Annotated in this window: 14 protein-coding genes; 9 read left to right on the top strand and 5 right to left on the bottom strand. The window is 64.3% G+C overall.

Going from position 1 to position 18,473, the window contains the following annotated elements; translation table 11 throughout:
• Window positions 1-29: 29 nt before the first annotated feature.
• Window positions 30-854: a TlpA family protein disulfide reductase gene (locus GCM43_RS03360; protein ID WP_152242109.1), complete on the bottom strand. Its 825-nt coding sequence runs from the start codon at window positions 852-854 to the stop codon at window positions 30-32.
• Between the two features lie 136 nt (window positions 855-990).
• Between GCM43_RS03360 and GCM43_RS03355 the strand changes: the two genes are divergently transcribed.
• Together GCM43_RS03355 and GCM43_RS03350 are read left to right on the top strand one after the other, a co-directional pair.
• Window positions 991-2,304 (top strand): SDR family oxidoreductase, encoded by a 1,314-nt coding sequence (locus tag GCM43_RS03355; protein WP_152242108.1) that lies wholly within the window; start codon window positions 991-993, stop codon window positions 2,302-2,304.
• Entirely contained in the window at window positions 2,292-2,756 is a 465-nt protein-coding gene (locus tag GCM43_RS03350) for a DUF2269 family protein (RefSeq protein WP_152242107.1), read from the top strand. The genes GCM43_RS03355 and GCM43_RS03350 overlap by 13 nt, the downstream gene beginning before the upstream one ends.
• Before the next feature lie 369 nt (window positions 2,757-3,125).
• On the opposite strand, the gene GCM43_RS03345 is transcribed toward GCM43_RS03350, so the two are convergent.
• Window positions 3,126-3,845 (bottom strand): NADPH-dependent F420 reductase, encoded by a 720-nt coding sequence (locus GCM43_RS03345; RefSeq protein WP_152242106.1) that lies wholly within the window; start codon window positions 3,843-3,845, stop codon window positions 3,126-3,128.
• A gap of 375 nt (window positions 3,846-4,220) precedes the next feature.
• Between GCM43_RS03345 and cphA the strand changes: the two genes are divergently transcribed.
• The 6 genes from cphA (at window position 4,221) to GCM43_RS03315 (ending at window position 13,000) form a co-directional block, all read left to right on the top strand.
• On the top strand, window positions 4,221-6,863 hold the full coding sequence (gene cphA / locus GCM43_RS03340; RefSeq protein WP_152242105.1) for a cyanophycin synthetase: 2,643 nt from the start codon (window positions 4,221-4,223) through the stop codon (window positions 6,861-6,863).
• Window positions 6,860-7,819: a methyltransferase gene (locus tag GCM43_RS03335; RefSeq protein WP_152242104.1), complete on the top strand. Its 960-nt coding sequence runs from the start codon at window positions 6,860-6,862 to the stop codon at window positions 7,817-7,819. The genes cphA and GCM43_RS03335 overlap by 4 nt, the downstream gene beginning before the upstream one ends.
• Window positions 7,816-8,709: a cyanophycinase gene (locus GCM43_RS03330; protein ID WP_152242103.1), complete on the top strand. Its 894-nt coding sequence runs from the start codon at window positions 7,816-7,818 to the stop codon at window positions 8,707-8,709. Before GCM43_RS03335 ends, GCM43_RS03330 begins: the two co-directional genes overlap by 4 nt.
• Window positions 8,699-10,486 (top strand): Mur ligase family protein, encoded by a 1,788-nt coding sequence (locus GCM43_RS03325; protein WP_152242102.1) that lies wholly within the window; start codon window positions 8,699-8,701, stop codon window positions 10,484-10,486. Before GCM43_RS03330 ends, GCM43_RS03325 begins: the two co-directional genes overlap by 11 nt.
• Window positions 10,487-10,619: 133 nt before the next feature.
• Window positions 10,620-12,089: an iron-containing redox enzyme family protein gene (locus GCM43_RS03320; protein WP_152242101.1), complete on the top strand. Its 1,470-nt coding sequence runs from the start codon at window positions 10,620-10,622 to the stop codon at window positions 12,087-12,089.
• Between the two features lie 8 nt (window positions 12,090-12,097).
• Complete coding sequence (locus tag GCM43_RS03315) at window positions 12,098-13,000, top strand: isoaspartyl peptidase/L-asparaginase (protein WP_152242100.1); 903 nt, start codon at window positions 12,098-12,100, stop codon at window positions 12,998-13,000.
• Window positions 13,001-13,201: 201 nt separating this feature from the next.
• On the opposite strand, the gene GCM43_RS03310 is transcribed toward GCM43_RS03315, so the two are convergent.
• Window positions 13,202-13,855, bottom strand: coding sequence for a DUF2325 domain-containing protein (locus tag GCM43_RS03310; protein WP_226929300.1), 654 nt, complete (start codon window positions 13,853-13,855; stop codon window positions 13,202-13,204).
• 71 nt (window positions 13,856-13,926) lie between these two features.
• Window positions 13,927-14,823, bottom strand: coding sequence for a LysR family transcriptional regulator ArgP (locus GCM43_RS03305; protein ID WP_152242099.1), 897 nt, complete (start codon window positions 14,821-14,823; stop codon window positions 13,927-13,929).
• Between the two features lie 69 nt (window positions 14,824-14,892).
• Between GCM43_RS03305 and GCM43_RS03300 the strand changes: the two genes are divergently transcribed.
• Window positions 14,893-15,531, top strand: a complete 639-nt coding sequence (locus tag GCM43_RS03300; RefSeq protein WP_152242098.1) for a LysE/ArgO family amino acid transporter — start codon at window positions 14,893-14,895, stop codon at window positions 15,529-15,531.
• Window positions 15,532-15,547: 16 nt separating this feature from the next.
• Here the strand turns inward: GCM43_RS03300 and GCM43_RS03295 are convergent, their stop codons facing one another.
• Window positions 15,548-18,454 carry a sensor histidine kinase gene (locus tag GCM43_RS03295; RefSeq protein WP_152242097.1) on the bottom strand — a complete coding sequence of 969 codons (2,907 nt, stop codon included), beginning with the start codon at window positions 18,452-18,454 and terminating at the stop codon, window positions 15,548-15,550.
• Between the last annotated feature and the right edge of the window lie 19 nt (window positions 18,455-18,473).

Raw genomic sequence — 18,473 nt, 5'->3', positions numbered from 1 at the left:
AGCTTGAGTGCTTCGATTGCGGCGAAGCCTCAGCGCTGCGCACTGATCTGGCGCAGTTTGCTGGCCAGCGACGCGCTCGACAATTCACCCAGATGCGTCGCCTGCAAGCGCCCTTGCGCGTCATAAAACAGCGTGATGGGCAGCGCCGATGAGCCAGCCTCATGGCCCAGCGCGCCTGGCGCATCGAGCAGCACATGCTGCAGTTCAAACTTGCTGCTTGCCAGGAAAGCATTGACAGCGGCGTCCTCTTCGCGCTGGTTGGCGTACACAAACACGATATCGCTGCGCGCCTGCTGCGCTGCGGCCAGCACCGGCATTTCGCGCCGGCATGGCGGACACCAGCTGGCCCACAGGTTGAGCACCAGCGGCCTGCCTTGCGCCAGGCCCGCCAGGCTGGCTGGTGCGCCGTCCAGCGTGCGCAAGACTGCCGCCGGCAGTGCAGCCGGTGCAGGCCTGGCCACTGCCAGCGCCAGATTGCCGGCGCCCCAGGCCAGCAGGCCGGCCAGCACGCTGATGCCGAGCGGCTTGCGCAAAACCTGGCGCGCAGCGCCCCTGCCACACCAGGCGGCATAGAGCAGCACGCCAACGATCATGTCGGGCGCCATAAACCCGCCATCGCGTATATTGATAATCGACCAGGGGTCGGCCAGATACTGCTGGTGCCAGCGCAGCACAAAACCGATGCGCGACGACAACGCCCCGGCCAGCAGCAAGCCGGACAGCATCGGCGTCACATCCGCCATGGCGCGGTAACGGTGCAGCCACCAGCCCACCAGGTAATACACGCCGATGGTAGCGAGCACCGGCAACATCATCATGGGCAGGACCAGCGGCCCGAGAGACAGCGACAGCATCAGCATTCCTTGTTCAGAAAGACCGGCCATTATGCCGCGTGTCATGCATTTTGTTCCAGCATGGAAATTGGCCATATCGTCTGCGCCACTTTGCCGTATTGGTGTATGGTGGCTTGTCGACGCGAAGAGGCAGTCCATGCGTGTTTTGCTTACTGGCAGTACCGGCTTGCTGGGCGCGGCGCTGGTGCAGCGCCTGCTTGAGCGCGGGCATCAGGTGATAGCCGCCGGGCGGCGCCCCGGCCACGACGCACGCCTGGGCTTTGCCCGTGTCGACTTTGCCGACGCCACCAGCAAGCATGACTGGCTGACGCACCTGGCCGGCATCGACGCGGTCATCAATACGGTCGGCATTTTCAACGAAAGCGGCGCGCAGCGTTTTGCTACTGTGCATGTGGCGGCCCCTTGCGCGCTGTTTGACGCCTGCGCCGAGGCTGGCGTCAAGCTGGTGATTCAACTGTCCGCGCTCGGTGCTGACGAAGCGGCCGACACCAGCTATCACCTGAGCAAAAAAGCTGCGGACGACCATCTGGCTGCGCTGGCGCAGCATACCGCTCTGCGTGCGTATATCGTGCAGCCATCACTCGTCTATGGCGAGCATGGCGCAAGTTCGGTGGTGTTTCGCATGCTGGCCAGCCTGCCCTTGACGGTGCGCCTGGGCGCGGCAACGCAGCTGGTGCAGCCGGTACACCTGGAGGACGCCGTTGGCGCCATTGTCGCCTTGTTGGACCAGTCGGAGCCACTACAGCAGCGCATTGCCCTGGTCGGCCCCACCGCCCTGCCGTTTGTCGATTACCTGGCCACCTTGCGCCGCGCCATGGGGCTGGGAAGACAGTACGTACTCACCATACCGGCGGGCATGGCGCGCGCGGCAGCAACGCTGGGCGCCAAGCTGCCCGGCTGCCTGCTGACGCCAGACAGCCTGCGCATGCTGATGCGCGATAACACAGCCGATGTCGCCACCACCACGCAGTTGCTGGGCCACCCGCCGCGCCAGCCGCAGCAATTTCTTACCGACCCGCGCACAGCGCGCACGCTGGCGCAGCTGACCTGGCTGCTGCCGATGCTGCGCCTGGCCATGGCACTGGTCTGGCTGTGGACTGCGTGGGTATCGGCGTTTGTCTATCCACGGCAGGACAGCTACGCGCTGCTTGAACGCAGCGGCATTCCGGCGGCGCTGGCGCCGCTGATGCTGTATGGCGCCAGTGCGCTCGACCTGCTGTTCGGCCTGGCCACGCTGTTCCTGGCGCGCCGCCATCGCAGCCGGCTATGGCTGGCGCAAGCGGCGCTGATCGGCTTTTACACCATCGTCATCGCCGTGCAACTGCCCGAATTTCTCTGGCACCCCTATGGGCCGCTCAGCAAGAACCTGCCCATGCTGGGCGTGCTTTGGCTGCTGTACGCGCTGGAAAAACCACCGGTTACCGAACGAGGCCCCACATGGAATACCTGATCGTCAAATGGCTGCATATTGTTTCTTCCACCCTGCTGTTCGGCACCGGCATCGGCTCGGCCTGGTATCTGCTGTTTGCCGTACTGAGCCGCAACGTCGCGGCCATCGCCGTGGTCACGCGTATCGTGGTGTTCGCCGACTGGGTATTTACCGGCACCACCATGATTGCGCAACCGGCTACCGGCTTTTACCTGGTGCATCTGGCCGGCTACCCGCTGCACAGTCCATGGCTGATGTACTCGATCGTGCTGTTCGTGATCGCCGCCCTGTGCTGGCTGCCCGTGGTCTGGCTGCAGATGCGCCTGCGCGACCTGTCCGCCGCAGCCGCAGCTGCCGGCACGCCGCTGCCGCCGGCCTTCTGGCGCTATTTCAAGGCCTGGGTGCTGCTCGGTATTCCGGCATTTTTTGCGTTTCTGGCGGTGTTTTACCTGATGGTGGCCAAGCCGGTTTAGATAATGTTACAGAAAACAATCATGCCGACAACCGTGCAGCAATCATGAAAGCTACGCCACTTCGCCTAGAGCCAGGGAAATACGTGCCCTGCCCTCCCCGAAAAAAGGCCGGGTGCCCACACTGAGCAACGGCCAACGCGGCTGACAACTGCACTTTGCCCTTGAGCGCACTGCAGTTCGACAGTGCATACAAAGGGATCCCCAAAGTTACTGGTATAGCCGACCTGTACGCCCGCATTGAACTGCACAGTCGCAACAAAATGCCAAGCTCCGCCTGGCCGGCAGCTGCACGCATCACGGCGATTGCACTTTGCGCAGATCTGCGGCCAATTACTGGCACACTATTGGACAGCCTCGTGGCACCTTGCTTCAGTTTTCGCCTTTTTGCGCCATGTCACGTTCCAGCCTGGCGTGATTGGCCAGGTACTCGGCGTGTTGTGCTTCGCTGCGTTGTGTTCCCATCTGGTTGAACAGCTCGCGCAGTTTGTCGGCCGGCAGATCGGCGCCATAACATGGCGTACCAGGCTGCTGCCGCCAGGACTGATGCAGGCCGCCGTTATCGACCGGATCAAAACCCAGTTCATCGACCAGCGCCATCACTTTTTGCTTGGCTGGCGCGTCATCGCCGGCTACCGGCAATGCAATACGGCCAGCGGTACCCTTGGCTACACCCTTGGTCACGATATGCTCAGCAAAAATATTGTTGAATACCTTGATCAGCGGGCGGCCCAGATGCTGCTGCACCCACTCGCTTTCCGTGAGATCACCGGTTTCCAGCTCCGGCATATGGCCATCGCGCAAAATCGGATAATAGTTGCTCGTGTCGATGACCGGCACGTCGGCGGGAACATCGACGAACAGGTCCTTGGGCAGGTCGGGAATATTCTTGAGCGGAATGGTGACCACGATTATTTCGCCATGACGGGCAGCTTCCTGCGCCGTCACTGCCTTCGCGCCAGTTTTTTGCGCCACGTCTTTCAGCGTTTCCGGCCCGCGCGAGTTGGCGATATAGACCGAATGTCCCAGACTGACCAGTCGCACTGCAAGGGCGCTGCCGATATGACCGGCACCAATGATTCCTACGTTCATATAGTCTTCCAATTTAAGTTGATGTTGAAAAGAAAGTTCTCCGAGCAGGTGGATTCAACAATGAAACATTTCTGTCAATTGATGAAGCTTTAGGGAAACGATCAAATACCTGTGTTCATCAAGCAAAGTTGAAGAACTGATTCGATGTTACACATCAATTGCGCGCTATATCGTACGTTTCTGCACATAAGCGACTGACCCTCGCCCCACCGTATCGCCCCCTGTAGTCATTTTCTTACGTCCAGGCAAGGGTGTGGCCGACTGGTCAGGTCATCAGCAACATTGATAATCAGATCATCACGAACACACCGTGTTCGCCCCACTCTCCGTGCGCGACCGCGCCGGAAATACTGATCAGTCTGCCTGGACAAGAAAATGCATATCATCGAAAAACGCCTGCTGCGCGGGCCCAACCTGTACGCCCGGTCTCCTGCCCTGATGGCAGTGATCGACCTGGCGCCGGAACAGGGACACGGCGGCGACGACATCGCACAACTGTATGAAGCGCTGTGCGCACGGCTGCCCGGTTTGCAGGAACAGGGCGCTGCCTCGCACCAGCGCGATGGCGGCGACTTTGCGCTCGGCCACGCACTGGAACTGGCGCTGCGCGAATTGCAGGCCATGGCCGGCGCACCGGCACAGGGCTGCCTCAGCCGCCCCGTGCGAGGGCAGCCGGCGCAGTATCGGCTGGTCAGCGGCTATAGTTTGGAACAGCTGGCCAGCGAAGCGCTGCCGGTGGCAGTCGAGATGGTCGGCGCGCTGCTGCGCCGGGAAGCGTTTGAACTGGCAGCACCTTTGGCGACGCTGCGCGAACTGGTTGAGCAGCGCACCATCGGCACCAGCACCGCCGCCGTGATTGCCGCCGCGCGGCTGCGCGGCATACCGGCCACGCGGCTGTCGGAAGACTCGAACCTGTTCCAGCTGGGCTGGGGCTCGCGCCAGAAGCGCCTGCAGGCCACCATTACCGGCGACTGCGGCAACCTGTCGGTACGCATTGCCAGCGACAAGCAATTGACCAAGACGCTGCTGGCCGAAGCCGGCATTCCCGTGCCGGGCGGCGCTACCGTCACCTCGCTGGCGCAGGCGCAATCGGTGGCCGCTGGCCTGACCAAACCGGTCACCATCAAGCCGCTGGACGCCAACCACGGCAAGGGCGTGACCGTGCGCTGCACCACTGCTGAAGAAATCGCCACCGCCTACGAGCTGGCGCGCCGCCACAGCCGCCATGTGATTGTCGAGCGCTTCCTGCAGGGCCACGATTACCGCGTGCTGGTGACCGGCAACAAGGTGGCGGCCGCCGCCCTGCGCCGTCCGCCACAAGTCATCGGTGACGGCGTACGCACGATTGCCGAACTGGTGGCGGAAGAAAACCGCAATCCGGCGCGCGGCGTCGGCCACACCAATATCCTGACCCGTATCGCGCTCGACGACAGCGCCGTGCTGCTGCTGCGCGAACAGGGTTACGAGGCCGACAGCGTTGCACCTGCCGGCGCCACCGTCGTCCTGCGCGGTAACGCCAACCTGTCAAGCGGCGGCACGGCCGAAGACGTGACCGACCTGCTGCCGGCCGAGACGCGCTCGATGTGCGTGCGCGCTGCGCGCAAGGTAGGCCTGGACGTGGCCGGCATCGACGTGATCTGCCAGGATATCGCCAGGCCGCTGCGCGCCCAGGGCGGCGGCGTGATCGAAGTCAATGCTGCACCGGGCATCCGCATGCATCAGTATCCGAGCGCCGGCCAGCCGCGTGACGCTGGCGGCGCAATTGTCGAAGCCATGTACCCGCACGGCGACGGCCGCATTCCCGTGATTGCCGTTACCGGCACCAACGGCAAGACCACTACCTGTTTGATGCTGGCGCATGCGGCGCGCGAGGCTGGCCTGGGTACCGGCGTGACCACCACCGAAGGCATCTTTATCAATGGCGAGCGCATCCTGAAGGGCGACTGCGCCGGCTACTGGTCGGCGCGCACCGTGCTGACGGCGCCCGAAGTCGATTTTGCGGTACTGGAAACGGCGCGCGGCGGCATCCTCAAGCGTGGCCTGGCGTTCGATCAATGCGATGTGGCCGTGGTGCTCAATGTGGCAGCCGACCACCTGGGCATGGATGGCATCGACAATATCGGCGACCTGGCACGCGTCAAGGCCGTGGTGGCGGAAAGCGCTTCGCGCGCGGTGGTATTGAACGCCAGCGATCCGTATTGCGTGACCATGGACAGCATGCTGAAAGACGGCGTGGAACTGCTGTATTTTTCGCTCGACGCCGACGCCCCGGTACTGCTGCGCCATCTCGAGCATGGCGGGCGCGGCGCCTACTTGCAGGATGGCAAGCTGATTATTGCCGATGGCACGCGCCGCCACGCCCTGCTGGCGGCGCTTGAAATGCCCTCCTCGCTGGGCGGCCATGCGCGCTACAACATCGCCAATGCACTCGCTGCAGCCGCAGCGCTGCTGGCCAGCGGCTTTGCGCTTGAGCAGATTGCCGCATCGCTGCGCAGCTTTGTCTCGGATAGCCAGACCAATCCGCTGCGCACCAATGTGTTCCAGCTGCGCGACAACCTCACCCTGATCGTCGACTATGCACACAACCCGGCCGCTTACAGCGCGCTGGGCAGCGCGGCGCGCTCGCTGGCCGGCGAAAGCGGCAAACTGATCGGCGTGGTAACGGCGCCCGGCGACCGCCGCGACGCCGATCTGCAGGCCATCGGCGCGGCTTGCGCAGCCCACTTTGACGAACTGCTTGTGTATGAATCGGCCAGGCGCGGGCGCGCTGCCGGCGCCACCGGCGCGCTGATCACGGGCGGCATTGCCGATGCAGCCTCGCGCTGCACCCTGTGGGGCCAGATCGACGCACCGCGCGCTGCGCTCGACCAGGCCATTGCACGCTGCCGCCCCGGCGACGTGCTGGTATTCTCGTGCGCCTCGTCGCTGGCCGACCTGGTGGCGGCGATTGGCGTCAACGATCCGGCCGGTGCGCAGCAGATCGCCGAGCAATCGAACACCATGGTGCTGGCGCCATGAATACCGCGCTGCTCAAGCTGGGCGTGGCGCTGCGCGAGGCCGGCTATGCGTTTACGGCCATTTCGCCGCCGAGCCACCGGCGCGTCAATGACCGCGAAGGCAATGAGCTGGCGCGCGATCTGCGCGGTGTCTTCGGCTGGAACCGGCCTTTTGCCCAAGGCCTGCTGGCGCCGCACATCATGGCGCTGATGCGCGAGGCCGGCATACTGGACGCGCATGCGCTGGGCTACAAAAGCGCCCTGCGCGCCGCCACGCTCGATGGCAAGCTGTTTTTTCACTCCGGTTTCCCGACCAGCCAGAGCGACGCCGTTTTTTTCGGCCCCGACACCTACCGCTACGGGCAGCTGCTGCAGACGGGAATCGATGACGAGACGCGCCTGCGCGCCAGGCGCGCGGTCGATATCGGCTGTGGCGCAGGCCCGGGCGCCGTGCTGCTGGCGCAGTATCTGCCGCATGCCGAAGTCTGGGGCGTCGACATCAACCCGAAAGCGCTGGCGCTGGCGGCCGTCAACGCCGAACTGGCTGGCGCCGGCCAGGTGCGCCTGGCGCACAGCGACCTGCTGCGCGGCCTGGCCGGCCAGTTCGACGTGATCGCCGCCAACCCGCCGTTCATGCTCGACACGGACCAGCGCACCTACTGCCACGGCGGCGGCGAACTCGGTGAAGGCCTGTCGCTGGCCATCGTGGCCAGCGCAGTCGAGCGCCTTGCTGCCGGCGGCACGCTGCTGCTCTACACCTGCGTGGCCATCGTCGATGGCCGCGATCCGTTTTACTCACGCCTGCAGCAGTTGCTGCCGGCGGCGCGCTTCAACTGGCATTACCGCGAAATCGATCCCGACGTATTTGGCGGTGAACTGGGCCGCGAAGCCCATGCCCGCGCGTCGACCGAACGCATTGCCGCCGTCGCGCTACAGGCTACATCAAGACCACACTTACCCGAACAAGGACATTCATGAGCGCAGCAAAACAAGGCCACCTGATGATCATCGGCGGCCACGAAGACCGCAGCGAGGACATGACCATCCTGCAGCGCTTTATCGACTTGAGCGGCGGCAGCGACGCCAATATCGTCGTCATCTCGGCCGCCAGCCGCGTGCCCGACGACATGTGGGCGATGTACGACCAAGCGTTCGGCACACTGGGCGTGGAAAACCGCGTCCACCTTGAAATGAACTCGCGCCTCGACACCAGCAACAGCGCCATCCTGGACAAACTGGCAGCTGCCGACGGCATCTTCTTTACCGGCGGCGACCAGAAGCGGCTGCTGGCCAATATCGGCGGCACGCCGTTCGATGCCGCCATTCACTCCGCCTATGTACAGCGCGGCGCCTGCATTGCCGGCACCAGCGCCGGCGCCTCGGCCATGTCGGGCCATATGCTGGCCACCGGCCGGGCCGGGCTGCAGCCGGAAAAAGGCACGGTCAGCCTGGGCGCGGGCCTCGGCCTGCTGCACGGCGTGGTGATCGACCAGCATTTCTCGGAGCGCCACCGGCTGGCGCGCCTGCTGACGGTGGTGGCGCAAAACCCGTATCTGCTCGGTGTGGGCATTGATGAAGACACGGCGCTGATCGTCAAGCGCGGCGCCGGCATCGAAGTATGCGGTCAGGGCGCAGTCACGGTGCTGGACGGCCACGCCATGTTTTCCACCATGGCCGATGTGTCCAGTGGCGACTGCCCGCAACTGGTCGACGTGCGCCTGCACCTGCTGCCACCCGGCACCCACTACAGCGCCGGCGCGAGCAATGTGCCAGCCGCTTTGCTGCCCTTCCTGAACACGGTGACCCGTGCCATCGCGGATCATGAAGCAGACCACAAAGCAGACCACAAGGACCGCCATGAAGCTTGAATCACTGCGCTTTCTGCGCGGCCCCAACCTGCACGCCAGCGTGCCATGCATGCAGGCGGTACTGGCGCTCGATCATGGGCAGCTGACACAGTCCATGCAGGACCGGCTGGCACAGGTACTGCCTTCGCCCCCGCTGGGCGCCAGCCTGGGCGACACCGTGCGCCTGATGGTCATGGCGCTGCAGCGCCTGGCCGGCTCGCCGGTGGAGTTCAGCCAGGTCAGCGCGCTGACCGGTCAGGGCGGGCACTATCAGCTCGTTTGCGCCTATGCTTGCGAACCGGTGGCCGAAGCGGCGCTCGACACGGCACTGGCGATGCTGCAAGCGCTGGCCGACGGGCATGCTCCCGACCCGGCCACGCGCCTGGCCGCTTTTCAGCAGCTGGCGCAGCGCCATGCGGAAAGCGACGCCGTGCGCCAGTTGCGGGCCGACGCGCAGCAGCGCGGCATTCCGCTGCTGGAAAGAGAAGGCTCGCGCATGCTGCAACTGGGCTGGGGCAGCGCGCAGCGGCGGGTGCGACGCGATCAAGCCGGCCATGCCAATCCTGACAGCTTGTTCGGCAATGGCAACGGGCGCATCCCCGTGATTGCCATTACCGGCACCAACGGCAAAACCACCACCACCCGCCTGATCGGCCACGCCATTGCTGGCACCGGCGCGCGCGTCGGCATGACGACCACCGAAGGGGTGATCATCAACGGCCAGATGGTCAGCGAAGGCGACTGCACCGGCTACCAGTCGGCGCGCAAGGTGCTGGCTTCGCCCGATGTCGACTTTGCAGTGCTGGAACAGGCGCGCGGCGGCATCCTCAAGCGCGGCCTGGGTTTCGATCGCAGCGATGTGGCGGTGGTGCTCAATGTCAGCGCCGATCATCTGGGCATGGATGGCGTCGAGACGCTCGAGGACATGGCGCGCGTCAAGCAGGTGGTGGCCAATACGGCTGCGCGCGTGCTGGTGCTCAATGCCGAAGACGCACATTGTGTGGCCATCGGCCGGCAGGCGCGTGAGCACGTAGAAATCTTCTACTTTTCGCTCGATGCCGAAAACCCGGAACTGGTGCGCCATCTGGCCGCCGGCGGACGCGCGTTGTATCTGCAGGAACAGACCATGGTGCTGGCCGATGGCAGGCGCCACCTGGCCCTGTGCGATGCGCACCGGCTGCCCGTGACGCTGGCCGGCGCGGCACGCTACAACATCGCCAATGCGCTGGCGGCAGCTAGCGCACTGGTGGCGGCCGGCGTCAAGCGCAGCGCCATCGTGGCGGGCTTGGCCAGTTTTGTGTCGGATGCGCGCAGCAATCCGATGCGCTCCAATATTATCGACGTGGCCGGCATCACGGTGGTGTTCGACTTTGCCCACAACAGCGCCGCCTATACGGCGCTGGCCGGCATGGCGCGCCATCTGGCCACCGGCAAGCTGGTCGGCGTGGTATCTGCGCCGGGTGACCGGCGTGACGAAGACCTGCGCCAGATCGGCGCCGTCTGTGCGGCCGGCTTTGACCATCTGGTGATCTACGAGTCGGAAAACCGCGGCCGCCAGCAGGGGGACACGGCGCGCCTGCTGGCGCAGGGTGCGCGCGAAGGCGGCGCCCTGCATGGCAGGCTGCACTGCAAGCTCGATGTGCACCGCGCGATCCGCTTCGGGCTGGCCATGTGCGAACCGGGCGACGTGATGGTGTTCGGCTGCGCCTCGTCGCTGTCGGAACTGATCGAAGCGATACGCCCGGACATGCCGGAAATTGCCGAGCGCATTGCTGCCGAAACGCTGCAGACTGCCTGACAGACGCTGACAACCAGATGTAAGCAGTTGTAAGAGCCGTCCCACACGAACACAGGGGCAAAGCTGATTGGTAGCCCTGCTGGCGCCACCCATAATGAACCGGTGATCAACGTTCATTATGGAACTCTCTGCCATGTCCAACCTCGCCGACGCCCTGCCGATCAATGCCGCACTGAACGCCGCCCTGCCCGGCGCGGCGCAGATCGCCCAGAACGATGCCAGGGCCCTGTATTTTGCGCTCAACAAGGGCGCGCCGGACGCCGACAGCGGCGCCGCTGCGCGCGCTTATCTCGACCGCCAACTCGACCACGCACGCGCGCTGCACTCCGATATGCCGCACAACCAGGCCGCGCTGATGGACTGGATGAACCAACGCGCGCACGACGTCGGCCTGCAATACCACGCCTATCTGCAAGGACGGCGCGACGGTGCGCCACGCCGCTACTTCAGCAACCGGTCGCACGCGCTGTATTTCCTGCAAAACGTGGCACCGACCAAGCTGGTGGACGGCGCCTGGCTGTTCGGTTTGCTGGCGCACTGGAATGACCCGGACTTCCGCCCGCTGATCCAGACCTATCTGGAAGAGCTGGGCGATGGCGTACCGGAAAAAAACCATGTGGTGCTGTATAAAAAACTGCTGGCCAGCGAAGAGTGCGACCAGTGGCAGGATTTGCCGCAGGAGCAGTTCGTGCAAGGCGCGATCCAGCTGGCGCTGGCCTACAACGCCGAGCACTTCCTGCCCGAAATTATCGGCTTCAATCTCGGCTACGAGCAACTGCCACTGCATCTGCTGATCACCGCTTACGAACTCAATGAACTGGGCAGCGATCCCTATTACTTCACGCTGCATGTGACGGTCGACAATGGCAGCACCGGCCACGCCTGCAAGGCGGTGCAGGCGCTGCAACAACTGGTTCCGCAAGGGCTGGACGCCGAGGTCTTTATGCGCCGCGTGCAGGACGGCTACCGCCTCAACGACCTGGGCGCCTGCACCACCTCCGTGATCGAAGGTTTTGATTTGCAGGCCGAACTGGTACGCATCCTGGCCGCCAAGGCCGTGGCCGGCCAGAACATGCACTCGGACTACTGCCGCGTGGCAGGGCGCAGCATCAACGACTGGCTCAGCACACCGCAGCAGATTCCATCCATGCTGGGCGAACTGGAAAAGGCCGGCTGGATACAGCGCGGCGAACCGGCCGAAAACAGCCGCTTCTGGCGCCTGATCCAGAGCGAACGCGCAGAAATGTTCGGTGTTTTCAGCGCCTATGAACAACAGGTGCTGAAGGACTGGATTACCGCAGCACCAGCCGCCGATGGCCAGGCTGCACCGGCGCCGCGCATGCTCAGCTACCGCGCGCGCCAGCGCTCGCTCGACACCTTCGGCTTGCAGCAGGCGCCGCGCAGCCAGCATGGCCCGCGCGGCATTATCCGCCGCCATCAGGACGACGACCATGGCGCACTGCGCCAGCTCGAACAGCGCATTGCAGCGCGCGGCAGCAAAGAGGCCGCCATGGCGATGCTGCAGTCGCTGATGACGCCGGCCGGTCACCACAGCGCCAGCGGCCTGATGGCCACGCGCATGTTCCGTCAACTACTGGGATAAGGAAAAACATGACGCCATTGGTCTTGGTACACGGCGGCGCAGGCGCCAGGCTCGACGATCAGGACGGCTGCGTCAGCGCCGCCCATGCCGGCGTCGCTGCCTTGCGCGCCGACGGCGACGCGCTGTCGGCCGCAATTGCCGCCGTTGAAATACTCGAAGACGATCCACGCTTCAACGCCGGCAGCGGCTCGTCACTGCGACTGGACGGCCACACCATCGAGATGGACGCCGCCATCATGGACAGCCGCGGCGCGCTGGGCGCCGTGGCCTGCGTGCAGCGCGTGCGCAATCCGGTACAGCTGGCGGCGGCCGTCACGGAAACACCGCACTGGCTGCTGTGCGGCAGCGGCGCTCAGCAGTACGCGCGCCAGATCGGCCTGCCCGATTACGACCCCACCACCGCCAACGCACAACAGCGCCACCAGCAAATTCTCAACAAACTGCGCGACGGCCAGCCGCTGGTGCAGGGCTATCCCAACAGCGCCTTGACCGACCACTGGAATTTTCCGCGCCCTTGCGACCTGCCAGCGGGCGCAGCCTGCGATACGGTCGGTGCGGTGGCGCGCGAAGCGGGCGGCCACTTTGCCGTGGCCGTCTCCACCGGCGGCGCCGCGCCCGCACTGATGGGCCGCGTGGGCGACTCGCCGATTATCGGCGCCGGCTTCTATGCCGGCAAGGATGGCGCGGTCGCGGTCACCGGCATCGGCGAACAGATCGTGCGCCACCTGCTGGCGTACCGCGTCTACGAGTGGCTGGCCGGCGGCATGGCCGTCAAGCCAGCACTGGAACGCGCGCTGGCGCTGTTCGACCCAGCCATCGACATGGGCCTGATCGCAGTCACCGCCAACGACAGCGGCAGCATCAGCAACCGCCAGATGCCCACGGCAGCGGCGACGTTGCTGGGTGGGTGAGTACCGGCATCAGGCGCGGTTGCCGCCGAGTTAACGCGCCTGCGCCACAAGCACACCAGTAAAAGATGATACCCACCCAGAACGTTGGCAAAGGAACACCGGGCCAAGCGAAGACTCGCGTCCCTGGCCCGCCGTTTTTCGCCTTGTAACTTTGCATACCTGAAAAAATTATTTAGCGACCTTCACTTCGCACCATCAGCATCAGGCTCCCAGCAATTCCCCCTTGCGCACAAAGTGCATCGCCTGCGGCTGATCCACCAGCACGCACTGCTTGCCTGTGCGCCGGCAATGGTCATGCACGCGCCAATAAGCGTCGTGGCTGACGCAGCCGGTCTGGCAGATCACCAGGTCGGCTGCCACCAGGCTCGCTTCGAGCTGTTCGCTGGCGGCCTGGTCGTCGCCGGTGCCGGCATGGTGCAAAAAGCGCCCGCCGGCGCGCTCGATGGCGTGCTGGGCCTGGTTCGCGCCTTGCAGACGGCCCAGATCCTGGCCGACACACAGCACGGCTTTCTCGCGCACCGATGCCAGCATTGACGGCGCCGGCGTCCACTGCAGGCGCAGCAATTCGCGCATCAGGTCCTGCACGCGCTCACTGAGCCACTCGACCTTGCGTGCCAGGCGCATGCGCGTGGGCAAACCGGGCGCCGCCACGGCCAGCTGCACCAGTTCTTCACGCGCCAGCATCAGCCGGGTATCGCGCAGCACGATCTGCGCCTGGGCCTGCATCAGTTGCGCTTCGAGCTGCGCGATGCGCCGCGCCTGCTCGCGGCCGTATTCGCCCAGCAGGATGCGATGCTCCTGCGCGATCAGTTCTTCCTTGTCCAGCCAGCTGCCCATTGCATTCTCCTTCGGCATGCCCGATGCCATCAGATGAATTATAAATGAGAATCATTACCATTTAACAGCGGTACCAGCAGGGTTACTGCTTAGGGTGGCAGCAAGTTGCTGCGGGCGGCCAGCGCAATGGCCGCGCCCAGGCCGTAGAGCAGGCTGGAGGCGGCGCGCGCATGCTGCCAGTACAGCGGCACATCAAGCGGCGTAGCCGGCAGCAGTTCGACCAGCGCACCGCTGGCCAGATAGGGTGCTGCCAGCGCTTCGGCCTGCATGCCCCAGCCCATGCCGGCCACGGCCGCTGTCAAAAACGCCTGCGACGACGGCAACAGGTGGTGCGGCAAGGGCGGCGCCTGGCCGCATTGCTGTTGCACCCAGCGCGACTGCAGGTCGTCCTTCAGGTTGAAGCGCAGGCTGGGCGCACGCGCCAGCGCTTCGGGCGTGACGCCACCGGCCAGATAGCGCTGCACGAACGCCGGGCTGGCGCAGGCCAGGTAGCGCATCGCGCCCAGTGCATTGCTGTTGCAGCCTGCGCAAGGCTGGGCCGTGGCAGTGACAGCGGCCAGCACGGCGCCATTGCGCAGCCAGCCGCTGGTATGGTCTTCGTCGTCAACCGCCACCTCCAGCAGCACCGGATGGGCGGCAGCGTATCTGGCGATGGCCGGCGCCAGCCAGGTAGCCAGGCTGTCGGCGTTGACGGCAATCGGCAGCGGCGCCGGATTGAAATGCGCGGGTGCCAGCGCCGGCAAGGCGCCGTGCAGCTCGTGTTCGAGCAGGCGCACCTGGTCGACATGCTGGCACAGGCGCCGCCCTGCTTCGGTGGCGCGACACGGCTGCTCGCGCACTACCAGCGCGCAGCCGGCGCGTTCCTCTAATGCGCGGATACGCTGCGAGATGGCCGACGGCGTCACATGCAGCGCACGCGCGGCGCGCTCGAAGCTGCCCTCGCGCACGACAGCGGCCAAGGCAGACAGGGAGGCATAGTCGAGCATTTAGCAAAACTTAATGGAATGAAGAAAAGATAGTTTGCCTTCATTTGCCCACACTGACAAGATGCACGCATGACACACCTGACCTTCCCCGTTTTTCCCGTCTATACACAAGGCCTGCTGCTGGGGCTGGGCCTGATCGTGGCCATCGGTGCGCAAAATGCCTTTGTGCTGCGCCAGGGCTTGCTGCGCGAGCATGTCGGCCTGATCGTGCTGTTCTGTGCCCTGGCCGACGCGCTGCTGATCGGCGCCGGCGTACTGGGCATGGGCCAGGCGCTGGGCGACCGCCCTGCCCTGGCGCGCGCACTGGCGCTGGCCGGCGCCGTATTCCTGGCTGCCTATGGCTGGCAAGCCCTCAAGCGCGCGCGCCACGCCAGTGCACTCACGGCAGCAAGTAACGGCGTGCCGCTGAGTCGTCTGGCAGCACTGGCACAGGCAGCTGCCTTTACACTGCTCAACCCGCACGTCTATCTCGACACGGTGCTGCTGGTGGGCAGCATCGGCGCGCAGCACCCGCCGCTGTTGAGGCCGTGGTTTATCGCCGGCGCCAGCAGCGCCAGCGTGCTGTGGTTTTCGGCACTGGGCTATGGCTCGCGCAAGCTGGCGCCGCTGTTTGCGCGCCCGCGCGCCTGGCAGGTGCTCGACAGCCTGATCGGCGCCATGATGTGGCTGCTGGCGCTGCTTCTGCTGCGCCAGGCGTTGTGGGACTGAGCGCGAGAGCCGGACGCTAGTTGTAGCTGTCGCCTATATCGAGCACAAAGCCCAGCGTGGTGCCGCCGTCGGCATTGCGTTCGATGACCAGCACGCTGCCGAGCCGCGCCAGGCGCTCACGCATGCCGACAATGCCCCAGTGGCCGGCCAGGCCGGAGCGCATGACATCGGGCGCAATGCCGACGCCGTTGTCTGTGACCGACACCTCCAGCAGCGTGTCGGTAATCATGATCGTGGCAACGATATGAGTGGCGCCGGAATGCGTCAGGGCGTTAATCACCGCTTCCTTGAAGACCTGGCAGATTTCCCTGGTAATGTCGGGACGCAGCCGCACCATCTTGCGCGACACCAGCAGTTTGAGGCGGCCGCCACGGGTCGGCTCGTACATTTTTATATCATCGTGGAGCTCGGCGATGATCTGGGTTGCCGACTGGCCATCGCGCAGCGCCATGACTTCATCACGGGTGCTGGCAACGAGCTTTTCAGCCTGGCTCAGTGCCGACTCGAGGATGCGTTCTTCCTGGCTATCCTTGGGCAGGCGCGTGAGGATGGTGGCGCATTTCAGAATCAGGGCATACACCCCCTGCAGCAGATCGTCGTGCAGGCTTCTGGCGATGCGCTCACGCTCTTCGAGCCTGGTGGCGTTGCGCTCGGCCGAGCGTGCCGCCACGGTGCGCAGGCGCCAGCGGTGAAACGCGATCAGCACCAGCACCAGCAATAGTGCCGCAATCAGGCGAAACCAGACAGTCTGCCAGACCATCGGCAGTATTTCGAAGTTCAGCCTGGCCCCTTCCATATTCCAGACCCCATCCTCATTGGCGGCAATCACCTGGAAGCTGTAGCTGCCCGGGTAAAGATTGGTGTAGCGGGCCAGGCGTTCTCCCGCGCCCTCGCGCCAGGCCTGGTCGACGCCACTGAGTTTGTATTTGATCTTCACATTTTCCGGTATCGACATGGCGGTCACGGCATACCGGATATCGAGCGCGGTGGTGCCGGCAGGCAGGCTGATATCGCCTTTGGGCTCCAGTTCAACGTCGCCATGGCGCAGGTTCAATATCAACACATCGGGCGCACGCCGGTTGCGCCGGATGGCCAGCGGATCGATCCAGCCAACCTGGTTGGCGGTGGCGTAGAAAATGCGGCCATCGGGCGCCACGGCCAGCGTGGGCAAGGGCCCGACCTGGCTGGCAACGCCACGCACGCCGTCTGTTACGGAAAAGCTTTCCCACTTGAGCTTTTGCAGCGGATGACTCCAGAACTTGTTCAGTTCCGCCTGCTCGATCTGATAGATGCCGTCCACGCTGTGCGCCCACAGATTGCGCTGCTGGTCCAGCGCCATGCCGGTCACCCCGCGAAACATCTTGACGTGCTCGGGCAACAAGGCCTTGTTGCCGCGCGCATTGATCCATACGATGCCTTTTTCACCGCCAGCGAGCAGCTTGCCATCAATTTCCAGCAGGCTTTGCACATTGCCGATTCCGCTGGCCTCATCGATAGGTATCCTGCGCATGACGCCATCGACCAACTCGCCAAGCCGGTTTTCAGTGTAGCCAAACCAGACCCGCCCCGAGTAGCCGGCGTAAGCGATGATCGGTATGGCGTCGGCGCCCATCACCGACGTGTCGACACGGGTCCAGAGCCCGTCTCGGAAGCGGTACAGTCCGGCACGCGTGATCGAGACCCACACGTTGCTCTTTGCATCGACCGCGATGGACTGCACGGTGCTGCTGGCCGGCAAACCAGCGGGCAGCGGCCATTGCTCCACGCCACGTGAAGTAAGGTGATAGAGCCTGGCGCGCGAGCCGGCCCACAAACTGTCATCGTTTTCACGCCAGATCGCGGCAATATCCTGCAGATCCCACTGTTTGACATAGCCTGAATCGGTGATGCGCCGGATGCCGCCGCCTCCCAGCGAGGCGACCACCATGCTTTTGCCCAGACCCTGATGAACCAGATGGCTGTACAGATTGTTTTGCGTCGGATACTCCCTGATGCGCTGCATGCGATAGCGCTCGACACCGCCAAAAGTGCCGATCCAGAGATTATCCTCGCGATCGAGCAGCGTGCTGATGACGGCACTCTTGTCGGCGCGCGCTGCATCGTAGGATTGCGCGGTCACCCACTGGCCGTTCTGGCTGCTGGTCAGGCGCACCATGCCGCGCTTGTCGCTGAACCAGGCCCAGACGGTCGCATTGGGCCCGTCAAAAACACTGTCGTAAGGCGAAGCAATCCGGTCTTTCAACTGATTTTTCTGGCCCGATTCAAGCTGAACCCGGGCCAGCTCCGGCGTGGTCACGATCAGCTTGCCCTGGACCAGTTCAAGCGCACTGTCGTCGGCCACCTCCATCACGTACGAGAACTGCATGCTGCTTCTCGGGCGCGCAAACAGCTTGGTTCCTATCGACGTCCAGAGGGTGCCGGCACTGTCTTCCTTGAGATCGTAGACTTTGCCGCGCGCCAGATTCTGATCGGCCAGGATATGCCAGGTGCCATCATCAAGCGTCGCCAGGCCGGCGCTGGTGGCCGCATAGATTTGCCCATCCGATGTCTGCAGCACCTGGCGTATGGTGCCCTGGGGCAGGCCGTTGCGGCTATCGTAAAAGGTGCTCCGGTCATGGCGTATGATCGACAAGCCGCCAAACTGGTAAGCGACGACCAGGCCATCACCGAGAGACCTGACCAGATTGAGTATGTTCGATTTGAGCGCATGCCCATATACCTGGTCGACACGCGAGAACTTTTCGCCATCAAAGCGATACAGACCTTCCGCGGTGGCGAACCACAGCAAGCCGTCGTCAGTCTGCGCGATTGAACGCACGCCGGAAGGCGCGCCGTCAACCGGCGTCCAGGCGCGGTGTTCATACCCGATGCCGGACTGTGCCGGGGCAGCAGTGACAGCAGTGGCAAAGGGCCAACACCACATCAGGAACAGAAAAACGACA

Source organism: Janthinobacterium aquaticum (genome assembly GCF_009208565.1).
Lineage (GTDB): Bacteria > Pseudomonadota > Gammaproteobacteria > Burkholderiales > Burkholderiaceae_D > Janthinobacterium.
This window is presented reverse-complemented; position numbering and strand designations above follow the sequence as displayed.